This window comes from Hoeflea sp. AS16, from assembly GCF_038900095.1.
Classification (GTDB): Bacteria; Pseudomonadota; Alphaproteobacteria; order Rhizobiales; family Rhizobiaceae; genus Hoeflea.
In genome coordinates, this window is sequence record NZ_JBBMQQ010000002.1 from 237589 (window position 1) to 262500 (window position 24912).

Annotated in this window: 24 protein-coding genes (1 of these 24 only partly in view); 18 read left to right on the top strand and 6 right to left on the bottom strand. The window is 61.1% G+C overall.

Annotated elements, in window-relative coordinates; all coding sequences use genetic code 11:
* Positions 1-6: 6 nt before the first annotated feature.
* From WNY80_RS06515 to secA, 3 genes are all read right to left on the bottom strand, one after another.
* Positions 7-1281, bottom strand: coding sequence for a GNAT family N-acetyltransferase (locus WNY80_RS06515; protein ID WP_342886547.1), 1275 nt, complete (start codon positions 1279-1281; stop codon positions 7-9).
* A 3-nt stretch (positions 1282-1284) separates the two neighbouring features.
* Positions 1285-2706, bottom strand: coding sequence for a lipopolysaccharide biosynthesis protein (locus WNY80_RS06520; RefSeq protein ID WP_342886548.1), 1422 nt, complete (start codon positions 2704-2706; stop codon positions 1285-1287).
* A 281-nt stretch (positions 2707-2987) separates the two neighbouring features.
* Positions 2988-5705, bottom strand: a complete 2718-nt coding sequence (gene secA / locus WNY80_RS06525; protein ID WP_342886549.1) for a preprotein translocase subunit SecA — start codon at positions 5703-5705, stop codon at positions 2988-2990.
* Between the two features lie 254 nt (positions 5706-5959).
* On the opposite strand from secA, the gene WNY80_RS06530 reads away from it, so the two are divergent.
* From WNY80_RS06530 to WNY80_RS06555, 6 genes are all read left to right on the top strand, one after another.
* Entirely contained in the window at positions 5960-6814 is an 855-nt protein-coding gene (locus WNY80_RS06530) for a peptidylprolyl isomerase (protein ID WP_342886550.1), read from the top strand.
* Between the two features lie 36 nt (positions 6815-6850).
* Complete coding sequence (argJ, locus tag WNY80_RS06535) at positions 6851-8092, top strand: bifunctional glutamate N-acetyltransferase/amino-acid acetyltransferase ArgJ (RefSeq protein WP_342886551.1); 1242 nt, start codon at positions 6851-6853, stop codon at positions 8090-8092.
* A 35-nt stretch (positions 8093-8127) separates the two neighbouring features.
* A complete protein-coding gene (locus WNY80_RS06540; RefSeq protein ID WP_342886552.1) occupies positions 8128-8886 on the top strand; it encodes a GNAT family N-acetyltransferase in 759 nt (252 codons plus the stop codon).
* 4 nt (positions 8887-8890) lie between these two features.
* Complete coding sequence (locus tag WNY80_RS06545) at positions 8891-9298, top strand: (deoxy)nucleoside triphosphate pyrophosphohydrolase (RefSeq protein ID WP_342886553.1); 408 nt, start codon at positions 8891-8893, stop codon at positions 9296-9298.
* Between the two features lie 119 nt (positions 9299-9417).
* On the top strand, positions 9418-9741 hold the full coding sequence (locus WNY80_RS06550; protein ID WP_342886554.1) for a hypothetical protein: 324 nt from the start codon (positions 9418-9420) through the stop codon (positions 9739-9741).
* Positions 9742-9783: 42 nt separating this feature from the next.
* Positions 9784-9957 (top strand): Flp family type IVb pilin, encoded by a 174-nt coding sequence (locus WNY80_RS06555; RefSeq protein WP_342886555.1) that lies wholly within the window; start codon positions 9784-9786, stop codon positions 9955-9957.
* Between the two features lie 12 nt (positions 9958-9969).
* Here WNY80_RS06555 and WNY80_RS06560 read toward each other — a convergent pair whose 3' ends face one another.
* Positions 9970-10854 (bottom strand): methyltransferase domain-containing protein, encoded by an 885-nt coding sequence (locus tag WNY80_RS06560; protein ID WP_342886556.1) that lies wholly within the window; start codon positions 10852-10854, stop codon positions 9970-9972.
* 165 nt (positions 10855-11019) lie between these two features.
* Here WNY80_RS06560 and WNY80_RS06565 point away from each other — a divergent pair, with 165 nt between their 5' ends.
* The 5 genes from WNY80_RS06565 to WNY80_RS06585 are packed head-to-tail and all read left to right on the top strand — an operon-like array spanning position 11020 to position 13908.
* The gene (locus WNY80_RS06565) at positions 11020-11739 is read left to right on the top strand and encodes a ComF family protein (protein WP_342886933.1); all 720 of its coding nucleotides are present in this window, start codon (positions 11020-11022) and stop codon (positions 11737-11739) included.
* Positions 11740-11775: 36 nt separating this feature from the next.
* Positions 11776-12036, top strand: coding sequence for a glutaredoxin 3 (grxC, locus tag WNY80_RS06570; RefSeq protein ID WP_342886557.1), 261 nt, complete (start codon positions 11776-11778; stop codon positions 12034-12036).
* A 3-nt stretch (positions 12037-12039) separates the two neighbouring features.
* Positions 12040-12900: a carbon-nitrogen hydrolase family protein gene (locus WNY80_RS06575; RefSeq protein WP_342886558.1), complete on the top strand. Its 861-nt coding sequence runs from the start codon at positions 12040-12042 to the stop codon at positions 12898-12900.
* On the top strand, positions 12897-13322 hold the full coding sequence (locus WNY80_RS06580; RefSeq protein WP_342886559.1) for a DUF1178 family protein: 426 nt from the start codon (positions 12897-12899) through the stop codon (positions 13320-13322). The genes WNY80_RS06575 and WNY80_RS06580 overlap by 4 nt, the downstream gene beginning before the upstream one ends.
* 1 nt (position 13323) lies before the next feature.
* Positions 13324-13908, top strand: coding sequence for a DUF3291 domain-containing protein (locus WNY80_RS06585; protein WP_342886560.1), 585 nt, complete (start codon positions 13324-13326; stop codon positions 13906-13908).
* 52 nt (positions 13909-13960) lie between these two features.
* On the opposite strand, the gene ubiG is transcribed toward WNY80_RS06585, so the two are convergent.
* Positions 13961-14713: a bifunctional 2-polyprenyl-6-hydroxyphenol methylase/3-demethylubiquinol 3-O-methyltransferase UbiG gene (gene ubiG, locus WNY80_RS06590; protein WP_342886561.1), complete on the bottom strand. Its 753-nt coding sequence runs from the start codon at positions 14711-14713 to the stop codon at positions 13961-13963.
* A 191-nt stretch (positions 14714-14904) separates the two neighbouring features.
* Between ubiG and WNY80_RS06595 the strand changes: the two genes are divergently transcribed.
* The 7 genes from WNY80_RS06595 (at position 14905) to WNY80_RS06625 (ending at position 24836) form a co-directional block, all read left to right on the top strand.
* On the top strand, positions 14905-16179 hold the full coding sequence (locus WNY80_RS06595; protein ID WP_342886562.1) for an aspartate kinase: 1275 nt from the start codon (positions 14905-14907) through the stop codon (positions 16177-16179).
* Between the two features lie 95 nt (positions 16180-16274).
* On the top strand, positions 16275-18536 hold the full coding sequence (ptsP, locus tag WNY80_RS06600) for a phosphoenolpyruvate--protein phosphotransferase (protein WP_342886563.1): 2262 nt from the start codon (positions 16275-16277) through the stop codon (positions 18534-18536).
* A 9-nt stretch (positions 18537-18545) separates the two neighbouring features.
* On the top strand, positions 18546-19631 hold the full coding sequence (gene prfA / locus WNY80_RS06605; RefSeq protein WP_342886564.1) for a peptide chain release factor 1: 1086 nt from the start codon (positions 18546-18548) through the stop codon (positions 19629-19631).
* Positions 19618-20529, top strand: a complete 912-nt coding sequence (prmC, locus tag WNY80_RS06610) for a peptide chain release factor N(5)-glutamine methyltransferase (RefSeq protein WP_342886565.1) — start codon at positions 19618-19620, stop codon at positions 20527-20529. Before prfA ends, prmC begins: the two co-directional genes overlap by 14 nt.
* A gap of 291 nt (positions 20530-20820) precedes the next feature.
* Positions 20821-21570: a DUF4167 domain-containing protein gene (locus tag WNY80_RS06615; RefSeq protein WP_342886566.1), complete on the top strand. Its 750-nt coding sequence runs from the start codon at positions 20821-20823 to the stop codon at positions 21568-21570.
* Between the two features lie 192 nt (positions 21571-21762).
* Entirely contained in the window at positions 21763-24390 is a 2628-nt protein-coding gene (gene clpB / locus WNY80_RS06620) for an ATP-dependent chaperone ClpB (protein WP_342886567.1), read from the top strand.
* 68 nt (positions 24391-24458) lie between these two features.
* The gene (locus WNY80_RS06625) at positions 24459-24836 is read left to right on the top strand and encodes an MmcQ/YjbR family DNA-binding protein (protein WP_342886568.1); all 378 of its coding nucleotides are present in this window, start codon (positions 24459-24461) and stop codon (positions 24834-24836) included.
* Positions 24837-24860: 24 nt separating this feature from the next.
* Here WNY80_RS06625 and WNY80_RS06630 read toward each other — a convergent pair whose 3' ends face one another.
* Positions 24861-24912, bottom strand: partial view of a M23 family metallopeptidase gene (locus WNY80_RS06630; RefSeq protein WP_342886569.1) — the 3' portion only. Its footprint extends 1895 nt past the window's final position; 52 of the gene's 1947 nt are visible here — the last part of the coding sequence; its start codon lies off the right edge, out of view; the stop codon is at positions 24861-24863.

The following is a 24912-nucleotide window of genomic DNA, read 5'->3' on the forward strand; positions in this document are numbered from 1 at the left end:
GCCCTGCTAGCGCTTGGCCATGCCGCGGATTTTTTCGCGCAGCAGCCGGGCGATGTTGCGGGTGTTGCGGTAGATGTGGAGCTGGGTTGCCACCTGGCGGACGTCGCGGTCATGCCTGGGGTCCAGGCCAATGACCATGGTTCCCATGTTCTCACGCTCCGACCACATGCGGCTCATGATCGGATGATCCGGGACAGCGCAGGAATCGGTGCGGCGGATGTTGAGGTCGTCAAGATGCCATTCGGTCAGCCTGTCGACCAGAAGCTTGCCTGGCGAATAGCGGGCCCAGTCCTCGTTGAACGCCGTTTTCCAGGTCCAGGCTTCGCCTGACGAGACGAACACGATCATCGAGGCGATGGCCTCGCCGTCGAGCGCCAGGGAGTGAATGCGGACGCTGTCTGTCTCGGCAAGGCTGTTGATGGCTTCGCGGGCAAAGGCCGCACGGTAGCGATCTGACACCATTGACGATTTCCGGCGGCCCTTCCAGCCGGTGTCCTCGAGCGTCAGGAATTCCTCGAGGTGATAGCGGATTTCTTCGGGCTGGCGGGCCACCATGTAGCTCAGTTCGCCATGTTCGGACAATCTCCGCCATTGCCGGCGCATCTCGCGGCGATGATGGGAAGAGACGGATTTGGCAAGATACTCATCGGCGTCGAGGTTGCTCTCCAGGAACGGGCGCTGGACCTGATCGGTGACAACGACCGAGAGGTTGCGGGCCATTGCGACGGCGCGCAGAAGCCCTGCGACGGGTCCGTCGAGCCGCATGTCGGGCAGGACGAGGATGCCGGGCAGTCCCAAGTCAGGATGAATGAGGGCTTCGAGCATGTTGTCGAGGGTTTCGGCGGCATCCTCGCGATCGAGAAGCGGCGTTCCCAGCGGGCCGAACGGATTGGCCCAGGCGCGGATGATCGACGGGCCGACCGAAAAGCCCGGCTTCTCGATCGAATAGGGCAACAGCATGCGCATGCGCGAATGGGATTCGGTTTCATCGCGCATCAGCATCAGGCGGATCACACGGTCTTCGAGCCGTGGCATGGCCGGTGCGAGGAAGCGGGCGGCAAAGAATATATTGGGCTCGAGCGCACGGTTGGTGAGGAAGTCGAGTTCTTCCTGCAGTTCATATCCTGCACGTGCGGGGTAGATGGCCAGATGGCGTCCCGGGCGGCCGACGGCAACTTCGCGTTCAGGCAGCGGACGCCCGGTTTCCACGTCGGCAAATTCGCCGATAAGCGAGTTGGCCTGGCTCGCGACTTCATCCTGGATGATGGGACTTGAAGCCATAACTTATCCGGCCTCCCCTGAAGAGGCATCACGCGCAGGCAATGCGGTGGATGCGATGAACATCTTGATGCCGAGCCGACGGCGAATGACCAGATGCAGAAGAGCGGCCTCGATTACCATCGCTCCGGCCGTGGCGGTTGCGGCGCCATGCAGCTCCCACAATGGGATCAGCAGCACATTGAGGCCGAGATTTGCAACCAGGGCGCAGGCATAGATGGTGGCGCAGATCTTGAGTTCGCCGGCCATGGTCAGAAGCACCTCGCCGGGGCCGATCATTGCCTTGGCGATGATGCCCGCAAACAGGATGACCATGATCAGGTGCCCTTCCTGGAAGCTGGGTCCAAACAGCGACAGCAGGAACGGGCCGGCGGCGATGACGAGGCCTCCGACAATCAGCGACGGCCAGAAGGTCCACTGCACCGTCTGCCTGGCAAAGGAAGCCAGGGCGACGCGATCCTTGCCGGAAACCAGCGAGGAGAAGCGCGGGGCGGCTGCAGCCTTGACGGCGAAATAGACAAAATGCACCAGCGCCATGGTCTTGGCGGCGGCGAAATAGACGGCGACCTTTTCAGGCGGCAGGTAGATGCCGACGATAATGACGTCGGCATTGGTCAGCATGAAGTAGAAGCCCTCGATCAGGAAAATCGGAAAGGCGACCATCAGCCAGGTCTTGAAGTGGACCTCGACGTGTTCCGCCGGAAACCGCTTTCTCAGCCGTGTGGTGATGAGAAGAAACTGGGCCAGCGTGGTGAAATAGGTCGCTGCAAGGGCCGCGACGATGGCCGTGTTGGCGTCGGCCATGCGTCCAAGCCAGATGGCTCCGGCGACAAAGGCAAGAATGAGCAGGGGGCGGACGATGTAGGTCGGGCTCAGTGCGTTGACGGGCCAGCCATTCGCCCGTGCCGTGCCGTCGAGAACGTCGCCAAGGGCGATCATCGGCAGAATGAAGGCGCCGACAAAAAGCGGCTGGACATAATGGGACTGGATCCTGTCTCCAAGGAAGTAGAGGGCGGCGATGCCGGTGCCGGCGATCAATGTTGCCGAGACCATCGAGAATATCCTGGCGGTGACGGCAAGGCCGATGATGGCCTCGTCGGCACCGGCCGAGCGGTATTGCGGCAGGAAGCGGATAACGGCGGTGTGGAAGCCCAGGCAGGACAGGTTGCCGAGGATGATGGCGATCACCCAGACGAAGACGAAAACGCCGTATTCGAATTCACCCATCAACCGCGCCAGAATGATCTGGGACACGAAGGCGATGGCCGCGCTGAAGATGCGGATGGCAAACGCGATTATCGCCATGCGCTGCGCCGCGCTGGTCTCGTCAGAGGAGGTTGCAATGGTGGTGAGACGGTCGAGCACCGGCATCAGCCGCGCCACATAGCGCGGCGGCAACAATCTGCCTGCGGTGTCGATCAACGTCATGATCAGGTTTGTATCCCGTTGTTGTCCGGGCACCCTGTCATGGCGACGTTAAGAAACGGTTTGGCCGGGAACTCGAAGATCCGGGATTCCGGCGGTCGTGTGCCGCACCGGGGCGCGTGTTTGTCCCAATCTGCCTAGCCCTGCTGAAAAACCGACCGGTAGCGCCGATGCAGGACCCATCCAGCCTGTTCGGCTCAAGCATGCGTCAGCATCGGCTACGATACAAAAAGGCCGGGATCGAAAAATCGGTCCCGGCCCTGTTCATACGCTTTGATCGAGAATCAGTAGGCGCCGTGGCAATGCTTGTATTTCTTGCCGGATCCGCAAGGGCAGGCCTCGTTGCGGCCGACCTTGCCCCAGGTCGATTCATCCTCGGGATCGCGGTCTTCCGGTGCAACAACGCCCGGCGCTGCGGTCAAGCCCGCTTCGGCGAACTCGTCATCGCCGGTGGAGGCGTCGATGTGGTGAGCCTCCATGCCTTCCGGCAGTTCCGGTTCCGGTGTGGTGGCGGCTTCCCGGACGACTTCGACCCGCATCAGCTGGGCCATGACGGCCTGACGCAGGTTGGCGAGCAGGGCCTGGAACAGTTCGAAGGCTTCGGACTTGTATTCCTGTAGCGGATCGCGCTGCGCGTAGCCGCGGAAACCGACGACCGAGCGGAGATGGTCGAGGTTGACCAGATGCTCGCGCCACAGATGGTCAAGTGTCTGGAGAACAACGGATTTTTCGACGTAAGTCATCACCTCGGGACCAAACCGTTCGGCCCGTTCCCTGGCGAGATTGTCCGCGGCTTCGACAATGCGGCTGTGGATGTCGTCTTCGGCGATGCCCTCTTCGGCGGCCCATTCCTCGATCGGCAGATCGAGGTTGAGATAATCCTGAACGCCCTTCTTCAACTCGGCGACATTCCACTGCTCGGCATAGGCGCGTTCGGGAATATGGAGCTTGACGAGACCGTCGATCACTTCGTGGCGCATGTCCTCGATGGTTTCGGAAATCGATTCCGAATCCATCAGTTCCTTGCGCTGCTCGAACACCACCTTGCGCTGGTCGTTCATCACGTCATCGAACTTGAGCAGGTTCTTGCGGATGTCGAAGTTGCGCGCCTCGACCTTTTTCTGTGCCCGTTCAAGCGCCTTGTTGATCCACGGGTGGATGATCGGCTCGCCTTCCTTCAGGCCAAGCGTCTTGAGCATGCCGTCCATGCGCTCGGAGCCGAAAATCCGCATCAGGTCATCCTGCAGAGACAGGAAGAACTTGGAGCGGCCCGGGTCACCCTGACGGCCGGAACGGCCACGCAGCTGGTTGTCGATGCGGCGGCTTTCATGGCGTTCGGTGGCCAGAACGTAAAGGCCGCCGGCTGCGATCGCCTCATCCTTGAGCTTCTGGATTTCCGCGCGGATGGCCTTTTCCTTTTCATCGCGCTCGGGACCTTCAGGCATGTCGCCGAGTTCCTGGGCGATGCGCATGTCGACGTTGCCGCCGAGCTGAATGTCGGTTCCGCGACCGGCCATGTTGGTAGCGATGGTGATCGCACCGGGAACGCCGGCCTGGGAAACGATGTAGGCTTCCTGCTCGTGGTAGCGGGCGTTGAGCACCTTGAAGTCTTCCACGCCGGCCTTGCGCAGCAGATCGGCCAGGATCTCGGACTTGTCGATTGACGTGGTGCCGACCAGAACCGGCTGCTTCTTCTCGCGCGACTGTTTGATGTCGTCGATGATGGCCTGGTATTTTTCCTCGACGGTGCGGTAGACCTCGTCGTCTTCATCGATACGGGCAATCGGCACGTTGGTGGGGACTTCGACCACTTCCAGCCCGTAGATGTCGCCAAACTCCTCGGCCTCGGTGGAGGCCGTGCCGGTCATGCCGCCCAGTTTCGAATACATGCGGAAATAATTCTGGAAGGTGATCGAGGCCAGGGTCTGGTTTTCCGGCTGGATCTTGACGCCTTCCTTGGCTTCAAGCGCCTGGTGCTGGCCTTCGGAGTAGCGACGGCCCGGCATCATGCGGCCGGTGAATTCGTCGATGATGACGATTTCGTCGTTGCGGACGATGTAGTCCTTGTCGCGGGTGAACAGCCGGTGGGCCTTCAGCGCGTTGTTGATGTGGTGCACGACAGAGACGTTTTCGACGTCGTAAAGCGATTCACCCTTGAGCAGGCCGGCCTCGGTCAGCATGGCTTCGAGTTTCTCGGTGCCTGCCTCGGTGAAGGTGGCAGAGCGCTGTTTTTCGTCGATCTCGTAGTCGTCGGGCTCGAGCTTCTGGATCAGCGCATCGACGCTGTTGTAGAGATCCGAGCGGTCATCGAGCGGGCCGGAGATGATCAGCGGCGTACGGGCTTCGTCAACGAGAATGGAGTCCACTTCGTCGACGATGGCGTAGTTGTGTCCGCGCTGGACCATCTGGGCGCGATCATACTTCATGTTGTCGCGAAGATAATCGAACCCGAGCTCGTTGTTGGTGGCGTAGGTGATGTCGCAGGCATAGGCCGCACGGCGCTCGTCATCGTCCATGCCATGTGTGATGATGCCGGTGGTCAGCCCGAGGAAGCTGTAGATCCGGGCCATCCATTCGGCGTCACGGCGCGCCAGGTAATCGTTGACGGTAACGACATGGACGCCTTCGCCGGACAGCGCATTGAGATAGACCGGCAGCGTGGCCACCAGTGTCTTGCCTTCACCGGTCTTCATTTCGGCAATGGCGTTTTCGTTGAGGATCATGCCGCCGATCAACTGGACGTCGAATGGCCGCAGCCCGATTGCCCGGCGCGCTGCCTCGCGCACGGTTGCAAAGGCGGGCACCAGGAGGTCGTCCAGCTTGGTTCCTGCGGCAAGCTGTTCGCGGAACTGGATTGTCCGGGCTGCCAAATCAGCATCGCTCAGCACCGAAAGTTCAGATTCCAATGCATTAATAGCGTCAATTTTTGGCTGGTAGGCCCGGATCCGGCGATCATTGGATGAGCCGAAAAGCTTGCGGGCGATTGCGCCGAACTTGACCATTTCAATGGTCCTTTCTTGAGGCTGCACAGTCTGCAGTTATGGAAACCGGTGCTGGCCTGCGACCGGTGGATCGGTTGGAAATCGCTGTCCGGATGGCCTTCATCCAGTGAAAGCCGTCTGGACGGACGGTTGGCTGACAGATAAGAGGGGGTTTGAACGATGTCAACGGCGGCGAAAGGCCGTCTTAGGGTTGCCAAAATCCAAGAGCACTTGGACGGCAGACCGTAAAAAGCTTCACAATGAAAGGTCTATCCATGCGCCTATCGCAGCTTGCAGCCACACTCTTCCTGAGTTCTGTCACCTTCCTGCCGGTCCACGTCCATGCCGCCGATGAGGCCGACCCGGTGGTGGCAACAGTCGCCGGTGTTGAGATTCTCGCATCGGAACTGACCCTGGCAGAAGGCGATCTCGATCCGCAGTTCGCCCGTCTTCCGGACGAGCAGCGCCGCGTGGCCGCTCTGGCTGCCGTCATCGATATCAAGACGCTGGCGCGCAAGGCTGAATCGGAGAAGCTCGACCAGACCGAGGAATTCAAGAAGCTGATGGCGTTCCAGCGCGACCGCGCCTTGCACAATGCCATCTTCAAGTCGACGGTGGTCGATCCGGTTACCGACGCGGATATCAAGGCGCGTTACGAGAAGGAAATCGCGGCAGTTTCGCCGGAAGAGGAAATCAGCGCCCGTCACATTCTTCTCAAGACCGAAGACGAAGCCAAGGCCGTGATCGCCGAGCTGGATGGCGGCAAGGATTTCGCAGAACTGGCCAAGGAAAAGTCCACCGGCCCCAGCGCCGCACAGGGCGGAGATCTCGGATTCTTCACCAAGGGCCGCATGGTCCCCGAATTCGAAGCCGTGGCATTTACGCTGAAAGCCGGCGAATATGCCAAGGAACCGGTGCAGACCCAGTTCGGATGGCATGTCATCAAGGTTGAGGAACGCCGCGAAACTGCGCCTCCGGCGTTTGAGGAAGTGGCTGACCAGGTCCGGCAGGTGGTGATGCGCGAACGTTACGGCGACCTCATCAAGGCCGCCCGCAGCGAGACCGAGATCAATGTGCTCGATCCGGATCTGAAAACCGCTTACGACGCCATCAGCCAGCAACAGCAGTAACCCTTTCGGGCCACGTGCCGCCTCGAGGATCGCTTCATGTCCACCGACATCTCGCCCCTGGCTCCAAAATCCTATGCCGAACTCCCGCCGATCGCGGGGGTTCGCATAGAAACCGCGGCGGCCGGGATCAAGTACAGGGACCGCACCGATGTGATGCTGATGGTGTTTGACAAGCCAGCGGCCGTGGCCGGGGTCTTCACCACATCGAAATGCCCCTCCGCACCGGTTGATTTCTGCCGCTCGAACCTTGCTGGCGGCCGTGCGCGGGCGCTGGTGGTCAATTCCGGAAACGCCAATGCGTTCACCGGGAAAAAGGGGAGCGAGGCAACGGATCTCACCGCCAGGTCAACGGCGCAGGCCGTGGGCTGTCAGCCGTCGGAAGTGTTCCTGGCATCGACCGGGGTTATCGGCGAGCCGCTTGACGCGACCAAGTTCGCCCCGGTTCTGGGGCGAATGGCGGAATCGGCGAGTGGCGACCGGTGGCTGGATGCGGCACGCGCGATCATGACCACCGACACCTATCCGAAAGTCGCCACGCGCACGGCGCGGATCGACGGCGTGACGGTGAGGCTTAACGGCATGGCCAAGGGTGCGGGAATGATCGCGCCAGACATGGCAACAATGCTTTCGTTCATCGTCACCGATGCCGACATCGATGCTGGTGCATTGCAGGCCATGGTCAACCGTCATGTCGGTTCGACCTTCAATGCCGTGACCGTCGACAGCGATACATCGACATCGGATACGCTGATGGTTTTTGCCGCAGGTTCCGCTTCTGAACGGGGTGCAGGGGCGATCAGCTCGGCTTCCGATCCGCGTGCGCGGAGTTTTTCAAAGGCACTGGCCGACCTGATGGAAGATCTGGCGATCCAGATCGTTCGCGATGGCGAGGGTGCGCGCAAGCAGGTCGAGATCACGGTGACAGGCGCCGCGTCGGCGAAGGCGGCCGGGCGGATTGCCCGTTCGATCGCCAATTCACCGCTGGTCAAGACCGCCATTGCCGGTGAAGACGCCAATTGGGGCCGCGTCGTCATGGCGGTCGGCAAGGCGGGCGAGAAGGCCGAACGCGACAAGCTGGCGATCTGGTTCGGCGATGTCCGGGTGGCCGTCGATGGCGAACGCGATCCTGCCTATAGTGAAGCTGCAGCGTCCGAAGTCATGAAACAGGACGAGATCGCCATCCGGGTCGATCTCGGCATCGGCCGTGGCAAGGCCCGCGTGTTCACCTGTGATCTGACCAAGGCCTATGTCGAGATCAATGGTGATTACCGCAGCTGAGCGGTTTGCCTGAAGAACAGAGTACGGGACACATCTTGCCGAATCTTGCAATCGTCAGAAGGCTTGAAGCCGTTGGATTCAGGGCCTGGCCCGCAGCATCGATCCAGTATGACGGCAGCTGGCAGATCCGTTTGACCGCGGGGCATCCGTCCAAGCGGCTGAATTCGGTCAATCCTCTCGATCCGTCCGATCATGATGACATTGAAGGCCGCGTGGAGCGTGCCGCGCGCCGGTTCGATTCCTACGACCGGCCGCTGGTGTTCCGGCAATCGCCGCTGGCACCGCCGCCGCTTGAGGCTTATCTGGATGCGCTCGGCTGGCGCCGGTTCGACGAGACAATCGTCATGACCGGCATGATCGACAGTCTCGACATCGACAGCGGCATGGATCATTTGCCGATGCGCGATATCGGGCGATACGTCGATGCCTCCATTGCCGTGCATGGCCGGGACCAGTCGCTCAAGCCGGGCCTCACCGAAGTGTTGAGCTCGATACGGCCGCCGAGCGGGTTGTTCGTGCTGGAGGAAGGGGAATCCGGTCCGGTTTCGACGGCCCTTTGCGTTCACGACAATGATCTTGCCGGCCTGTTCGAGCTGGCCACGCGGGCGGACAAGCGGCGTTCCGGGCATGGCCGTGACGTGGTCACAGCGGCTCTGCGATGGGCGCGGCATCGCGGCGCCGAGAAGGCGTGGCTGCAGGTGGAAAGCGCGAACACGGCAGCCGTGGCGCTCTACGAAGGCCTGGGCTTTGAAGAGGTGTACCGTTATGCCTATCGCCAGAAGCCGGGATACTGAGCGGATGAGCGACAGGAAAATACTGCTGGTTGCTGCCTGCGCCCTCGTGGATGCGGATGGCCGGGTGCTGTTGACCCAGAGACCCGAAGGCAAGCAGCTGGCCGGACTCTGGGAATTTCCCGGCGGCAAGGTGGAAGCGGGGGAATCGCCTGAAGCGGCGCTGATCCGCGAGCTTGCCGAAGAAATCGGGGTGACCACCAGGGAGGCGTGCCTGGCGCCGCTGACCTTCGCCAGCCACAGCTATGACGAGTTTCATCTGCTGATGCCGCTTTTCGTCTGCCGCCGGTTTGAAGGCACCGCCCGCGGACTTGAAGGGCAGGCGCTGAAGTGGGTCCGCCCTCGGGACATGCGGGATTATCCGATGCCGCCGGCCGACGAGCCGCTGATTCCCTATCTCATCGATCTCTTGTGAGTTGATGCTGCCACACGGCAAATGCTGTTTGTTGTCATTATCGTTAATGAAACTTCAATTTACTTCACGCATGAATAAGCATGAGTGTTGGATCCGGAAGGATTCTTGGTGGAGGCGTTATGAGCAACGGTGATTTCTGGATGACGGTGATGGACAGAGACGGACAGGAAAGCCAGCCAAAGAGATTTGGCGCGGTGCGTGTTGCTCTTCTGTTTGGCACCGCGGCCATCGCCATTGCAGCCATTCTTACGCCGATTGCTGCCGACCGGACGACTTCGGCACGGGTTGCATGGATGCCCGACCAGTACGACAACATTACCACCGGATCGATTCCGCCGCGCTCGAAAACCACGTCCTATACTGTCCGCAGATCAATCCTGCAGGACAACCCGGGCGCGCTCTGCATCATTCGAAGCAACGGCCGGAAGTCGGGAGACTGCTGAGCGACCCCGACCCCGGCACCAAAATGGAAGCGGAATTGAGCCATGAAATCCTTGTTTTGCAGATTTATAGAAGACAGGTCTGGCGCAACCGCAATTGAATATGGCCTCATTGCCGCATTGATTGCGACCGCACTGATCAGCGGGATGACCGTCATTGGCGAGGCCATCAACAACAACATGGACAGCACCGCGCAACACCTCAAGAATTCCCAGTAGGCCTGACCGGCCTCAGCGGGGAAGCTTTTGTTCCGGCGTTTTCAATGCGTCGGCCAGACGCGCCTTGGCGGAGCCTGGCTTGAGCGGTTTTTGCTGGTTTTCATGCGGCGCCCATCCGGAGAGGTGAACCACCGGGAAACTGGCGCGGATACGCCCGTCGGGGTCGGAAAACCGTTCCGCATAGATCTGCGCGGCTCTCAGAAACAGCGATCTGCTTGCCGGTTTGCGGCTTCTGTCCGTCAGGATCGAGGTCATGCCCATGGCGCGCACGTCCTTGAGCAGTGCAAACATGTCAGGATACCTGACCACGATGTCGTCGATATCGGCGACGGGCAGGGCAAAGCCGGCGCGTTGCAGCAAAGCGCCATAATCACGGATATCGGCAAAGGGATGAATGCGGGTATTGGCGCCGCCGGTCAGTTCGCTTTCCGCAGCCAGCAGGGATTCACGCAACTCGCCCAGGGTGCCGGCACCCGGGGTGGCTGCGAGCAGCAGTCCGTCAGGCTTCAGCGCATGGCGCAATTGCACCAGCACGCCCGGTGTGTCGTTGGTCACGTGCAGCGCCAGAGGTGAAACGATCAGATCGGCACTGCCCGGCTCCAGCGGCACAAGATCGGGCTCGGCGAAAACTTGCCTGTCCGGCTCGACGCCGGGGATCTCGCACATGTCGACATAGGTGAAATCGGCGGTCTTACCGGTGGCTTTCATCATGGTGGCGGCAAGCGGCAAGCCGGCATGAACCAGGACCGGGTGATCGAATTGCCTTTCCACCACCGAGAGCCGTTCGGCCATGTCTTCGGCGACCCGGCGAACGAGGAAATCCGCACCCGGTTCAAAACCGGCCAATGCGCGCAATCGGCGCTGACGTAGCAGGGTGTGATCAAAGAGACGATCCATGATCGTGGCCTATCGGTAGGTTTCGGGTTCAACTGAGGCCTGTTGGCCGGGTTGCGGCTCGCTTGTTGGATGGAACGGCAGTAAAGTCAACTGATGGACCGTGCGGATTTCCTTCAATTCAGGCTCCGATTGCTGGCTGCATGCCAGTTCGCGGGTCTGGGGGTGATGCAACTGGTGTATCCGCCGGTCTGCTCGGGGTGTGGCAAAATGGTGGGGCGGCCCGCCGGCTTGTGCACGGAATGCTGGTCGACGGTGCGGTTCATCGAGCGGCCCTATTGCGAGATCACCGGCATGCCCTTCGATCATGACCGGGGTGACGGATATGTCTCGCCCGAGGCGATCGCCAATCCGCCGTCCTATGCAAAGGCGCGGGCGGCGGTGTTTCATGATGGCGTTGCCCGCAAGATTGTCCATGGGCTGAAGTATTCTGACCGCGCCGATCTCGCCACCATGATGGCGGAGTGGATGATCCGGGCAGGGCGGGACGTTATCGATGACAGTGATGTCATCATTGCGGTGCCGTTGCACCGGGGGCGGTTGTTTGCCCGGCGTTACAACCAGTCGGCGGAGTTGGCACGGACGCTTGCCAGGCATTGCGGCAAACCGTTCCTGCCCGGTGTGATGCGGCGGATTCGTGCCACGCGGCAGCAGGTCGGCCTGGGCTTGAAGGCCCGGCAGGACAATGTTCGCGGGGCGTTCCAGACGGTGCCCGAACAGGTGTCGCGGGTTGCCGGGCTCAAGGTGCTGCTGGTCGATGACGTGCTGACCACCGGGTCAACTGTGGAGGCAGCCACGCGATCGCTGTTGCGTGCAGGCGCGAGCCGGGTCAACGTGCTGACCTTTGCCAGGGTTGCAAGCCCGGGTGAGGAAACCCTATATGCTTGAAGGGCCGCGAAGGCCGTCGAACGAATGGAGACCCGCATGGCAGACGTAATCCTCTATACCCGGCAGTTCTGCGGTTTCTGTACCGCTGCCAAACGTTTGCTGGACGGAAAAGGCGTCAGCTACACCGAGCATGATGCGACTTTCTCCCCGGAGCTGAAGCAGGAAATGATCGGCAAGGCCAACGGCCGGGCTACGTTTCCGCAGATATTCATTGATGGTGTTCATGTTGGAGGCTGCGACGAGCTGCATGCTCTTGATCGTGCCGGCAAGCTTGATCCCATGCTGACAGGGGGCTGAGACATGCGTGAACTGGTTGTCGCCGCAGTACAGATGCGGTCGGGTGTCACGCCCGAGGCGAACATTGAAGCCATGGCCGGCCTGGTCCGCGATGCGGCCTCGCGTGGCGCACGCTATGTGCAGACACCGGAAATGACCGGTGCCGTCCAGAAAAACCGTGACGGCCTGCGCAGCATTCTCAAAACGGAAGCCGATGACCCCGTTCTCAAGGAAGCGTCGTCGCTTGCCGGCGAACTGGGCATCTATCTGCATGTCGGGTCAACGGCGATCGATGTCGGTGGCGATATGACGGCCAATCGCGGCGTGGTGTTCGGTCCCGACGGCCGTGCGCTTGCCCATTATGACAAGATCCACATGTTTGACGTGGATCTCGACAATGGCGAGAGCTGGCGGGAAAGCTCGGTCTATCAGCCCGGCGAAGTGGCGCGGACCGTGGATCTCGATGTCGCCCGGCTCGGCATGGGCATCTGTTACGATGTCCGTTTCCCGCACCTGTTCCGCGAACTGGCGCTGGCCGGTGCCGATATTCTGACCGCGCCGGCTGCCTTTACGCGTCAGACCGGCGAGGCGCACTGGCATGTGCTGCAACGCGCCCGCGCGATCGAAAACGGTGCTTTCGTGATCTCGGCGGCGCAGGGCGGGGTGCATGAAGACGGGCGGGAAACCTACGGCCATTCGCTTATCGTCGATCCGTGGGGACGCGTGATCGCGGAGGCCGACCATGATGAGCCCGGCGTGATCGTCGCCTCGTTGCAGCTTGACGAGGTCGCCGCGGCGCGGTCGAAAATTCCCAATCTGAAGAATGCCCGGGAGTACCGGGTCGAAACCGGAATAGAGGCAACAAGAGGAGAGAGAGTGGCGTGATCCGCTTTTCTTTGCATTGTGACAAGGATCATGAATTTGAGGGATGGTTTTCCTCAAGCAAGGATTTTGACAGCCAGGCCGAGCGCGGACTGGTTGAATGCCCGGTCTGCGGCTCCCGGCAGGTCGGCAAGGCGCTGATGGCGCCGGCGGTTGCGGTATCGAAGGAAGCTCCGGCGCGGCCTCTGGCGCTCGATCCCGAAAAGCGCGAGATGATGCGCAAGCTGAGGGACATGGTGCAGACAATCAAGCAGAACTCCGAAGATGTCGGCGACCGGTTTGCCGATGAAGCGCGCAAGATCCATCACGGCGAAGCCGAAGCACGCGGCATCATCGGCAAAGCGTCGAGTGATGATGCCAGGTCACTGGTCGAGGAAGGAATCGAGATCGCCCCGTTGCCGGAATTTCCGGACGACCTGAGCTGAGATGGCCTCGCCCGGCTTTCATCTTGCGATGTACAATTTCGGTCTGCATGTGGCGGCTTACGATTCACCCCGGGTGCAGGGGTTTCTCAAGCGCGAACCGTTGAACTTTGCCGCTGCTGAGAAGGCGTCAGGATTTGTCGGCCGCTCGGGCTATGACGGCGAGCCGGGACCGGAGAGCTGGGGCGTCCAGGTCTTTCCCCGGTTTCTCGAAGGCAGCGGGTTTGACTGCGGGCCGTCATCACTATCGGTCTGGGCAGACATCGAAAGCCTGATGGCTTTCACCTATGCCGGGGTCCATGCCGAGGCGCTGCAAAATGCGCGCAACTGGAACACCAGAAATGACTGGCCGCCCCTGGTTCTCTGGTGGATCCAGGCCGGCGACCGCCCGGTTTGGGAACAGGCGACCAAAAGGCTGGAACGGCTGCATGATCACGGGCCGGGGCCATCGGCATTCAATTTCAAGCAGGCTTATGATCCGGACGGCGGGCTTGTGGAAATCGACCGTGCCCGGGTCAAAACCCTGATTGAAGCGAACGCGCCGGGCCAGGGCGATCTGCTTGAGCAGCTCAAGGGAATGCCCGTCTGACACCGGGCTTGTCCGGGTAAAGCGGGCCGAGCGAGGTGGTGTGCCGGGGGGATCAGGAGGCCTTGGGGCGCTCCATCAGCATCATGTAGTTGACGTCCATGTCGCGGGACAGGTTCCACTGATCCTGGAGCGGATTGTAAAACACGCCGGTGCGGTCGATGACGTTCAGGCCCGATGCGGCCAATGGTGTTTCGATTTCTTCCGGCCGGACCAGTCTTTCATACTGATGCGTGCCGCGCGGCAGCCAGCGCAAGACATATTCGGCGCCGATGATTGCCAGTGCCATGGCCTTCATGGTCCGGTTGATGGTGGCGACAAACATCAGGCCACCCGGCTTGACCATCTCGGCGCAGGAGGTGAGGAACAGGTCGACGTCGGCGACATGCTCGACCACTTCCATGTTGAGCACGATGTCAAAGCGTTCGCCGCGGGCGGCCAATTCCTCGGACGTTACGGCCTCGTAGTTCACGTTCACGCCGCTCTGTGCCGCATGGATCGAAGCCACTTCGACGTTGGTCCTGGATGCATCGGCGCCAAGCACCTCGGCGCCCATGCGGGCCATCGGTTCCGACAAAAGCCCGCCGCCACAGCCGATATCGAGCAACCTCAAGCCGGCCAGGGGCTTGTCGCTTTTCGGGTCACGGCCGAAATGTGCGGCAACATGATCGCGGATATAGGTCAGGCGTACCGGATTGAACTTGTGCAGGGGGCGGAACTTGCCGGTGGGGCTCCACCATTCCGCCGCCATGGCCGAAAACCGCGCAACTTCGTCCTGATCGATCGTTGTCTGGGCAGCCTGGCTCATCGGTCTCTCCGGTGTTGTATTCCAGACAATCAACTCGGGCGTTGGGCCTGCCTTGTCAAGAGCAGGCAATGTCACATCAGCGATCCGGTTGCAGCGCGGCGGATTTTTAGCTATGAGACCGCCACCTTCCGCTCCGGAACCCGGGGCGGTTTTTCTTGCCCGTTAGCGGGTTCGGCAGCGGATAAGACAGCATGGCCCGCATAGTGATGAAATTTGGCGGCACTTCGGTCGCCGACCTGGAACGGATCCACAACGTTGCCCGGCACGTCAAGCGTGAAGTGGACGCGGGGCACCAGGTTGCCGTGGTGGTGTCGGCGATGGCCGGCAAGACCAACGAACTGGTGAACTGGGTGCAGCAGATGCCGAAGGTCGCCGGTGCCAGCGCCTCGTTTTACGATGCGCGCGAGTATGACGCGATCGTTGCGTCAGGCGAACAAGTAACCAGCGGACTGCTCGCCATCGCGCTGCAATCGATGGGCGTGGACGCCCGGTCCTGGCAGGGCTGGCAGATTCCGGTGAAGACCGACAATGCCCATGCGGCGGCGCGGATTGTCGATATCGACGGGTCCGAACTGATCCGCCGGTTCGAAATGGGGCAGGTCGCGGTTGTTGCCGGCTTTCAGGGCGTGGGCCCGGACAACCGGCTGGCAACGCTCGGGCGCGGTGGTTCGGATACCAGTGCTGTCGCGATCGCGGCAGCCGTGAAGGCTGACCGCTGCGATATCTATACCGACGTCGACGGCGTCTATACCACCGATCCCCGGGTTGAGCCGAAGGCGCGGCGGATGAAAAAGATCGCGTTCGAGGAAATGCTTGAAATGGCATCGCTCGGCGCCAAGGTGCTGCAGGTCCGGTCGGTCGAACTGGCGATGGTTCACAAGGTGAGAACCTTCGTGCGCTCGAGCTTTGACGATCCGGATGCGCCAGGAATGGGGGATCTGCTCAATCCGCCCGGAACTCTTATTTGCGACGAGGAAGAAATCGTGGAACAGGAAGTCGTTACCGGCATTGCCTACGCCAAGGACGAAGCGCAGATCTCTTTGAGGCGGCTTGCCGACCGGCCCGGCGTTTCGGCGGCGATTTTCGGTCCGCTTGCGGACTCGCACATCAATGTCGACATGATCGTCCAGAACATTTCCGAAGACGGATCACGGACCGACATGACTTTCACTGTGCCCTCGAGCGATGCCGAGAAGGCGTTGACGGTGCTCGCCGGCCAGAAAGAGCTGATCGGCTACGACGTGGTTCAGAGCGAATCAGGTCTGGCGAAGGTTTCTGTTATCGGCATCGGCATGCGAAGCCACGCCGGCGTGGCTGCAAGCGCGTTCAAGGCCCTTGCGGAGAAATCCATTAATATCAAAGCAATAACGACTTCAGAAATCAAGATTTCGATCCTGATCGACGGCGCTTATGCAGAACTCGCGGTTAGGACTTTGCATTCCGTCTACGGTCTGGATAAGACTTAGCCAACGGGATCAATATAAACCGGCAAAAGCCGAACTCTGTTAACCGGCCGGGAGCTTTTCTGGGCGGGCCACACGAATTGGGAGAATGAAGCGCGATGAGAGACCTTTCGACAGGTCCGCGCGTCCTTCTCAGGCGGCTGCGCGAGTTGATGGCGGAGCCCCTTGAGCCGCAGGAGCGCCTTGACCAGATTGTCCGCCAGATCGCGGCCAACATGGTCGCTGAAGTGTGCTCGTTTTACGTGCTGCGCGCCGATGGTGCGCTGGAGCTTTTCGCCACCGAAGGCCTGAACAAGGACTCGGTGCACCTGGCCCAGCTGAAGATGGGCCAGGGTCTGGTCGGCACGATTGCCGCCAGCGCCCGTTCGCTCAACCTGTCGGACGCCCAGTCCCATCCGGCCTTTACCTACCTGCCGGAAACCGGCGAAGAGATCTACAATTCCTTCCTCGGGGTTCCGATCCTGAGGGCCGGCCGGTCGCTGGGTGTTCTGGTCGTCCAGAACAAGGCGCATCGCAAGTACCGCGAGGACGAGGTCGAGGCTCTCGAGACCACGTCGATGGTGTTGGCCGAGATGATCGCCACGGGCGAACTCAAGCAGATCACCCGGCCTGGACTTGAGCTTGACCTGAACCGTCCGGTGACAATCGAGGGTGACGCTTACGGAGACGGCATCGGCCTTGGCCACGTCGTCCTGCATGAACCGCGCATTGTCGTTACCGAACTTCTCAATGATGACATCGATGCCGAACTCAAGCGGCTTGAAGAAGCCCTGGGATCGCTGCGTATTTCCATCGACGACATGCTGTCGCGGCGGGATGTCTCGATGGAGGGGGAACACCGTGCGGTTCTCGAAGCCTACCGGATGTTTGCCCATGATCGCGGCTGGGTGCGGAAGCTCGAGGAAGCGATTCGCAACGGGCTGACCTGCGAGGCAGCGGTGGAGAAAGTGCAGAGCGACACCCGCGCCCGCATGATCCACATGACCGATTCCTACCTGCGCGAACGGCTGCACGATTTCGACGATCTCGCCAACCGCCTGCTCAGGCAGCTGACCGGCTTTGTCCCCGGCAGCAAGGGATTGCCGCAGGATGCGATCATCGTGGCGCGCGCCATGGGTGCTGCCGAACTGCTTGATTATCCGCGCGAAGCGATCCGCGGCCTCGTGCTCGAGGACGGCGCGGTGACAAGCCATGTGGTGATTGTTGCCCGGGCGATGGGGATACCGGTTGTCGGCCAGGTGATCGGCATCGCGTCGCTTGCGGAAAACCGGGATTCCATCATCGTTGATGGCGAGGACGGTGTTGTGCACCTGCGCCCGATGTCGGACGTCCAGGATGCCTATGCCGACAAGGTCCGCTTCCGGGCCAAGCGGCAGGAACAGTTCCGGGCGTTGCGCACGGTGGAGCCGCGCACACGCGACGGCCAATACATCACCTTGCAGATGAACGCCGGCCTTCTGGTGGATCTGCCGCAGCTCAGTGAATCCGGCGCCAGCGGCATCGGGCTGTTCCGGACGGAACTCCAGTTCATGATTGCCTCGACCATGCCGAAGGTCGACGAGCAGGAAAATCTCTATCGCAGTGTGTTGCGGCAGGCGGCCGGAAGCCCGGTCACATTCCGCACGCTGGATATCGGCGGCGACAAGGTGGTGCCGTATTTCCGCTCCGCCGAAGAGGAAAACCCGGCGCTTGGATGGCGCGCCATCCGGCTTGCGCTGGACCGGCCGGGATTGCTGCGGACCCAGCTGCGGGCGCTTCTGAAAGCCGCCGCCGGAGCCGAGCTGAAGCTGATGCTTCCAATGATCACCGAGGTCAACGAGCTTCGCCTGGCGCGCGAGCTGTTGAACAAGGAGGTCCGGCACCTTTCCCGCTTTGGGTACCAGTTGCCGCGCAGCCTGCAGTTTGGCGCAATGCTGGAAGTGCCGAGCCTGCTCTGGCAGCTTGACGAGTTGATGGAAGAGATCGATTTCGTTTCCGTCGGTTCCAACGACCTGTTCCAGTTCCTGATGGCGGTCGACCGGGGAAATTCCCGTGTGGCCGACCGGTTCGATACCCTGGGGCGGCCTTTCCTGCGCGTGCTGCGCCAGATTGTCGAAGCGGCCAACAGGACCAATACACCGCTGACCCTTTGTGGCGAGATCGCCGGCAAGCCGCTCTCGGCGATGGCGCTGCTCGGCATCGGCTTCCGCAACATCTCGATGTCGCCGGCAGCCATAGGCCCGGTCAAATCGATGCTGCTGTCGCTCGATCTGGGCAAACTGGAAGAATCCCTGCTGCCGATCATTGCCGATACGCGAAGCGAAAAAACAGTTCGCGAGTTCCTGATGGACTTTGCCGACGCCAATGGCGTGAGCCTTTAGGATCAAGTAATGGCGAGATTGCCGATTCAGAAAATCCGTGAACTCGAGCGCCGCTTCGACGAGGTCGAGGCGCGCATGTCGGCAGGTCCGGATGCGGAAACCTATGTGAAGCTGGCTTCCGAGTATTCCGAACTGCAGCCGCTTGTCGGCGAGATCAGGGAATTGTCGAAAGCCGAAGCCGAGCGCGCCGATCTGATGGCGATGCTGGCTGACAGTTCAACCGACCGCGAGATGCGGGAGATGGCCGAGGAAGAGCTGAAGGCGATCAGGAGCCGGATTGAAAAGCTCGAGCAGCAGATCGAGATCATGCTGCTGCCCAAGGACGCTGCCGACGAGCGCAGCGCCATCGTTGAAATCCGCGCAGGAACAGGCGGCTCCGAGGCGGCCCTGTTCGCAGGCGATCTTTTCCGCATGTACGAGCGCTATGCCTCCTCACGGGGATGGCGGGTGGAAGTGCTGTCGGCGAGCGAGGGTGAAGCCGGCGGCTACAAGGAAATCATCGCCACGGTTTCGGGCAAGGGCGTGTTTGCGCGGCTGAAATTCGAATCCGGCGTGCATCGGGTGCAACGGGTACCGGAAACGGAATCCGGCGGGCGCATTCATACGTCGGCTGCGACTGTTGCGGTGCTGCCGGAGGCGGAGGACATCGACATCGAAGTGCGTCCGGAGGATATCCGGATCGACACGATGCGGGCGTCGGGCGCCGGCGGTCAGCACGTCAACACCACGGACTCGGCTGTACGCATCACCCATTTGCCGACCGGGCTGGTGGTGACATCCTCGGAGAAATCGCAGCACCAGAACCGCGCCAAGGCAATGCAGGTGCTGCGCTCACGACTGTTCGACATGGAACGTCAGAAAGCCGACAGCGAACGTTCGGCCGACCGCAAGAGCCAGGTCGGGTCGGGCGACCGGTCGGAGCGGATCCGGACATACAATTTCCCGCAAGGCCGGGTGACCGATCACCGCATCAACCTGACGCTTTACAAGCTCGACCGGATGATGATGGGCGAGATTGACGAGATCGTCGATGCGCTGATTTCCGATCACCAGGCGGGCCAGCTGGCCACTCTTGGCGAACATGGCCAGGCCTGACCTGACCAGGGCTGCGACGCTGGGCGAGGCATGGCTGATGATGCGGACGGCCTTCCGCTCGGAAGGTCTGGAAACCGCTGACCTCGATGCCCGGCTGCTGACGGCAAACCTGGCGGGGGTTGAACCTCACCAGTTGGTAACGGCAGGTGACACGCCGCTTGCGGAAGATGTGCGGAACCGGCTGAACCAAGCCCTGCACGACCGGATCGAGGGCATGCCGGTGCACCGTATCCTGGGGTCGCGGGAGTTCTACGGGCTCTCGCTCGGCCTCTCGCCTGCAACGCTTGAGCCTCGTCCCGACACCGAAACGCTGATTGACGCGGTGCTGCCCCTGGTTCGCGAAAGGGTGGCGGCGAAAGGCTCCTGCTCGATTGCCGACCTGGGAATCGGTACCGGCGCAATCGGCCTGGCGCTCCTGGCAACCTGTCCGGAAGCGCGCTGCCTTGGCGTTGATGTCTCTGCCGAGGCCGTCGAGGCCGCGTTGAAGAACGCTGATGCACTTGGGCTGGGTGACCGCTACGAGGCAGTGCAGGGGGACTGGCTGTCGGACCTTGATGTACAGTTCGACCTGATCGTTTCCAACCCGCCCTATATTCCGACCAGTGATCTGGCGTCTCTTTCCCGAGAAGTGACCGAGTATGACCCCGTGCTGGCGCTCGATGGCGGGGCGGACGGACTTGACGCCTACCGCGCGATTGCCTCCCAGGCCGGTCACCGGCTTGAGGCGGGCGGGTATCTGGCGCTGGAGATCGGTATCGGCCAACGGCATTCCGTGGCCGCGCTTGCCGTTGCGCACGGTTTTGCCGAGGTGGGGACGTTTCGTGATCTGGGCGGGGTTGAAAGGGTGCTGCTGTTCAAATGGGAAGGCATGACAAACGTCGCCCGGCAGGACTTTTGAAGCGCACTTCAAGAAAAGGCTTGGAATTACAGGCAAACATGGCTAGTTTCCCGGTCAGCGCCGGATAGCAAGTCTTGAAACAGATTCGATCCGATGTGGCTCGGCTCTAGGAACCCGCCAGTTTTGGCCGTCGGTTCACAGGAAAGCCTCTGGCGCGGGTATCTGAATTTGAACCCATAACGGTGACTGGATCGGTGGACGGTCCTTTGTCGCGGCGCAACCTGCGAGCCAGATATTCTGGCCAAAGCGCCCAACAGATTTTTTTCAGGAAAACAACCAGGTGACTATCGAATGAGGCCAGGACAGCAAAACAAGCGCGGTCGCGGACGTAGCGGAAGCAACAACAATAACGGCGGCGGCAATCGCAAAGGCCAGAACCCGCTATCGCGCTCCTACGACAGCTCCGGTCCCGATGTGAAAATCCGTGGAACCGCCCAGCATGTGGCGGAGAAGTACATGAACCTTGCCCGTGATGCGCAAAGTTCCGGTGATCGCGTCATGGCTGAAAATTATTTGCAGCATGCCGAGCATTACAACCGGATCATCCTGACAGCCCAGGCCCAGATGCAAGAGCGCTTCCAGCGCGATGATTCGGCGTCCCAGGCCCGCGATTCGCAGGATCAGGACGATTCTGATCGCGATGGCGATGATGACAATGACGGCAACGTCCAGGATCAGCGCGGCGACCGGAACGAGCAGCAGCAGGACCGCTCCGAGCGGCAGTCGCGCCAGGACCGGAACGAGCGTCAGGATCGCGGCGAACGTAACGAGCGCAGCGACCGGGGTGAACGCCAGGAGCGCAGACCGCGTTCGGAGCCGCAGCCGAAGCCGGTCTATGATGCCGACTCGCCGCAGCCGGTGATCGAAGGTGTTCCGGCCGAAGTGGCCATAGGACAGGAAACACCCGAAACGGACGAGGCACCACGTCCGGCGCCTCGCCGCCGCGGCCGTCCGAAGAGGGTTCGCACGGAAGAAGGTGCGGATGCAGCGGAATCATCCGGCGAAACGCGCGCTCCGGTGGAGCCCGCTGCAGCGGAATAAGCGCACCCTTTCAGGGAATGAAAATCAAACCCCGGTTGATCACAACCGGGGTTTTTATGTTCAAAGAGGTCTTTATCACTTAACTGTGAGTACCCATATCTGGTTTATCTCATCGGGCTTGCCGCAACAGGGAGCTCATCCGGACCCGCTGTCCTGCGCCATGAAAGGGTAGGACATGCAAAGGAGAAGACCATGAATATTGAAAAATACTCGGAACGCGTTCGCGGATTTATCCAGTCTGCACAATCATATGCTCTTGCCGAAGGCCACCAGCAATTCGTGCCGGAGCATCTGCTCAAGGTGCTGATGGATGATGATCAGGGGATGGCGTCATCGCTGATCGAACGCGCCGGCGGACGTCCGGCAGATGTGCGGCTGGCCAATGAGGCGGCGATTGCGAAATTGCCGAAAGTGACCGGTGGCAACGGCCAGATCTACCTATCGCAACCCGTCGCCAAGGTGTTTCAGGCTGCCGAAGAGGCCGCCAAGAAGGCCGGTGACAGCTTTGTCACGGTCGAGCGGTTGCTTTTGGCCCTGGTCATCGAGCCATCCGCCGAGACTTCGAAGATCCTCAAGGATGCAGGGGTTACCGCCCAGGCCATGAACCAGACCATCAACGATATCCGCAAAGGCCGGACCGCAGACAGCGCCGGTGCCGAACAGGGTTTCGATGCGCTGAAGAAATATGCCCGCGATCTGACCGAGGCTGCCCGCGAAGGCAAGCTTGATCCGGTGATCGGCCGGGACGACGAGATTCGCCGCACCATCCAGGTGCTGTCGCGCCGGACCAAGAACAACCCGGTGCTGATCGGTGAACCCGGTGTCGGCAAGACAGCCATCGCGGAAGGGCTCGCACTCAGGATCGTCAATGGCGATGTGCCCGAATCGCTGAAGGACAAGCAGCTGATGGCGCTCGACATGGGCTCGCTGATTGCCGGGGCGAAGTATCGCGGCGAGTTCGAGGAACGGCTCAAGGCCGTGCTGTCCGAAATCCAGGCCAACAATGGCAATATCATCCTGTTCATCGACGAGATGCATACGCTTGTCGGTGCGGGGAAATCCGACGGCGCCATGGATGCCTCCAACCTGCTGAAGCCGGCGCTGGCACGCGGCGAGCTGCACTGCGTCGGCGCCACCACGCTTGATGAATACCGCAAGCATGTGGAAAAGGACCCGGCGCTTGCCCGGCGGTTCCAGCCGGTCATGGTGGAAGAACCTACAGTCGAGGACACGGTTTCGATCCTTCGCGGGCTGAAGGAAAAATACGAGCAGCATCACAAGGTGCGGATCAGCGATTCGGCGCTGGTGTCGGCTGCCGTGCTGTCCAACCGCTACATCACCGACCGGTTCCTTCCAGACAAGGCGATCGATCTGGTCGATGAATCCGCTGCGCGGCTGAGGATGCAGGTCGATTCCAAGCCGGAGGAGCTCGATGAGCTCGACCGCCGGATCATGCAGCTGAAGATCGAGCGCGAAGCGCTGAAGAAAGAGACCGACCAGGCATCGAAGGACCGGCTTGAGCGGCTGGACAAGGAACTGTCGGACATCGAGGAAAAATCCTCGGCGCTGACGGCGCGCTGGCAGTCGGAAAAACAGAAGCTTGGCCTGGCAGCCGATCTCAAGCTCAAGCTTGAAGAGGCGCGCAACGATCTTGCCATCGCTCAGCGCAGTGGCGAGTACCAGCGGGCGGGCGAACTGGCCTATGCCGAAATTCCGGCGCTCGAACGCCAGCTGAAGGAAGCCGAAGCCCATGGCGAAAGCGAAACGGCTGGCATGGTCGAGGAAACCGTGACGCCGGATCATATCGCCCATATCGTGTCGCGCTGGACCGGTATTCCGGTTGACCGGATGCTGGAAGGCGAACGCGACAAGCTTCTGAGGATGGAAGACGAGATCGGCAAGCGTGTCGTGGGCCAGGAGGAAGCGGTTCAGGCGGTTTCCAAGGCCGTGCGGCGTGCCCGTGCCGGCCTGCAGGATCCAAACCGGCCTATGGGCTCGTTCATCTTCCTCGGCCCCACCGGCGTCGGCAAGACGGAGCTGACCAAGGCTTTGGCCGAATTCCTGTTCGACGACGAGACGGCCATGATCCGGATGGACATGTCCGAATACATGGAAAAGCATTCGGTTTCGCGGTTGATCGGAGCGCCTCCGGGTTATGTCGGTTACGACGAAGGCGGCGCATTGACGGAAGCCGTGCGGCGCAGGCCCTATCAGGTGATCCTGTTCGACGAAATCGAGAAGGCCCATCCCGATGTCTTCAACGTGCTGCTTCAGGTGCTTGATGATGGCCGGCTGACCGACGGCCAGGGGCGTACGGTGGATTTCCGCAATACGCTGATCGTCATGACCTCGAACCTCGGCTCCGAGTATCTGGCTGCGCTCACTGATGATCAGGATGCGGATGCCGCGCGTGACGACGTGATGAACGTGGTGCGGTCGTCGTTCCGTCCGGAATTTTTGAACCGGATCGACGAGATCATCCTGTTCCACCGGTTGCGCCGGTCGGAAATGGGCGCGATCGTCGACATCCAGCTCAAGCGGATGGCCAAACTGCTGGTCGACCGCAAGATCGAAGTCACGCTCGACGAGGAAGCACGCACCTGGCTCGCTGACAAGGGCTACGATCCTGCCTATGGCGCACGTCCGCTCAAGCGGGTGGTGCAGAAATATGTGCAGGATCCGCTGGCCGAGAAAATCCTGCTCGGCGAGGTGGGCGAGGGCTCGCATGTCACTGTCGGGGCCGGCTCCGACCGGCTGGTGTTCTCGGTTTCCAACGAGAAAGCCACCGAGACGGAAGAGTCGCACGGCGAAGCGGCCTGAACCCCGGCACAACTTACAAGGAGGCGGATCTCAGGATCCGCCTTTTTGGTATCAGGAGCACAAACGACGTGGACAAGACGCCTCCAGAGCTGCACCCGTTCTGCATGTCCCTGCGCGGGGCGACGCATGTGGTTCAATGGGGCGGTTCCGACGTCTACAAGGTGGGCGGCAGGGTTTTCGCGATTGCCGTCACCGGGCCGGACAATGATGTACGGGTTACATTCAAGGCATCGGAGACGAGTTTCGAGATGTTGAAGGGTGAGCCCGGAATGCGGCCCGCGCCCTATCTTGCGTCTCGCGGCTTTACATGGCTGCAATGGTTTGATGAGCGGATGCTGGATGAGCCGGCCTTGCGTGACTATGTCCGCCAGTCCCATGCCATGGTGATGGCCGGGTTGAGCAAGAAGAAACGGCTGGCGCTGCAGGCGCCGCCACTCCCGGAATAAATCCCGAAACGGCGGCTGCAGCCATCAGCGGCTTGCGAGTTCCTTGTTCGTGGTCTCGATGCCTAGCAGGGCATTG

Excerpts from the sequence above, each read along its gene's own strand:
- ptsP (WP_342886563.1), top strand. The coding sequence starts at position 16,275 with ATGAGAGACCTTTCGACAGGTCCGCGCGTCCTTCTCAGGCGGCTGCGC.
- secA (WP_342886549.1), bottom strand. The coding sequence starts at position 5,705 with ATGGTCAAGTTCGGCGCAATCGCCCGCAAGCTTTTCGGCTCATCCAAT.
- WNY80_RS06520 (WP_342886548.1), bottom strand. The coding sequence starts at position 2,706 with ATGACGTTGATCGACACCGCAGGCAGATTGTTGCCGCCGCGCTATGTG.
- argJ (WP_342886551.1), top strand. The coding sequence starts at position 6,851 with ATGTCCACCGACATCTCGCCCCTGGCTCCAAAATCCTATGCCGAACTC.
- WNY80_RS06555 (WP_342886555.1), top strand. The coding sequence starts at position 9,784 with ATGAAATCCTTGTTTTGCAGATTTATAGAAGACAGGTCTGGCGCAACC.
- WNY80_RS06565 (WP_342886933.1), top strand. The coding sequence starts at position 11,020 with ATGCAACTGGTGTATCCGCCGGTCTGCTCGGGGTGTGGCAAAATGGTG.
- WNY80_RS06575 (WP_342886558.1), top strand. The coding sequence starts at position 12,040 with ATGCGTGAACTGGTTGTCGCCGCAGTACAGATGCGGTCGGGTGTCACG.
- WNY80_RS06545 (WP_342886553.1), top strand. The coding sequence starts at position 8,891 with ATGAGCGACAGGAAAATACTGCTGGTTGCTGCCTGCGCCCTCGTGGAT.
- WNY80_RS06515 (WP_342886547.1), bottom strand. The coding sequence starts at position 1,281 with ATGGCTTCAAGTCCCATCATCCAGGATGAAGTCGCGAGCCAGGCCAAC.
- WNY80_RS06615 (WP_342886566.1), top strand. The coding sequence starts at position 20,821 with ATGAGGCCAGGACAGCAAAACAAGCGCGGTCGCGGACGTAGCGGAAGC.
- WNY80_RS06550 (WP_342886554.1), top strand. The coding sequence starts at position 9,418 with ATGAGCAACGGTGATTTCTGGATGACGGTGATGGACAGAGACGGACAG.
- WNY80_RS06585 (WP_342886560.1), top strand. The coding sequence starts at position 13,324 with ATGGCCTCGCCCGGCTTTCATCTTGCGATGTACAATTTCGGTCTGCAT.
- ubiG (WP_342886561.1), bottom strand. The coding sequence starts at position 14,713 with ATGAGCCAGGCTGCCCAGACAACGATCGATCAGGACGAAGTTGCGCGG.
- prfA (WP_342886564.1), top strand. The coding sequence starts at position 18,546 with ATGGCGAGATTGCCGATTCAGAAAATCCGTGAACTCGAGCGCCGCTTC.
- WNY80_RS06595 (WP_342886562.1), top strand. The coding sequence starts at position 14,905 with ATGGCCCGCATAGTGATGAAATTTGGCGGCACTTCGGTCGCCGACCTG.
- grxC (WP_342886557.1), top strand. The coding sequence starts at position 11,776 with ATGGCAGACGTAATCCTCTATACCCGGCAGTTCTGCGGTTTCTGTACC.
- clpB (WP_342886567.1), top strand. The coding sequence starts at position 21,763 with ATGAATATTGAAAAATACTCGGAACGCGTTCGCGGATTTATCCAGTCT.
- prmC (WP_342886565.1), top strand. The coding sequence starts at position 19,618 with ATGGCCAGGCCTGACCTGACCAGGGCTGCGACGCTGGGCGAGGCATGG.
- WNY80_RS06530 (WP_342886550.1), top strand. The coding sequence starts at position 5,960 with ATGCGCCTATCGCAGCTTGCAGCCACACTCTTCCTGAGTTCTGTCACC.
- WNY80_RS06560 (WP_342886556.1), bottom strand. The coding sequence starts at position 10,854 with ATGGATCGTCTCTTTGATCACACCCTGCTACGTCAGCGCCGATTGCGC.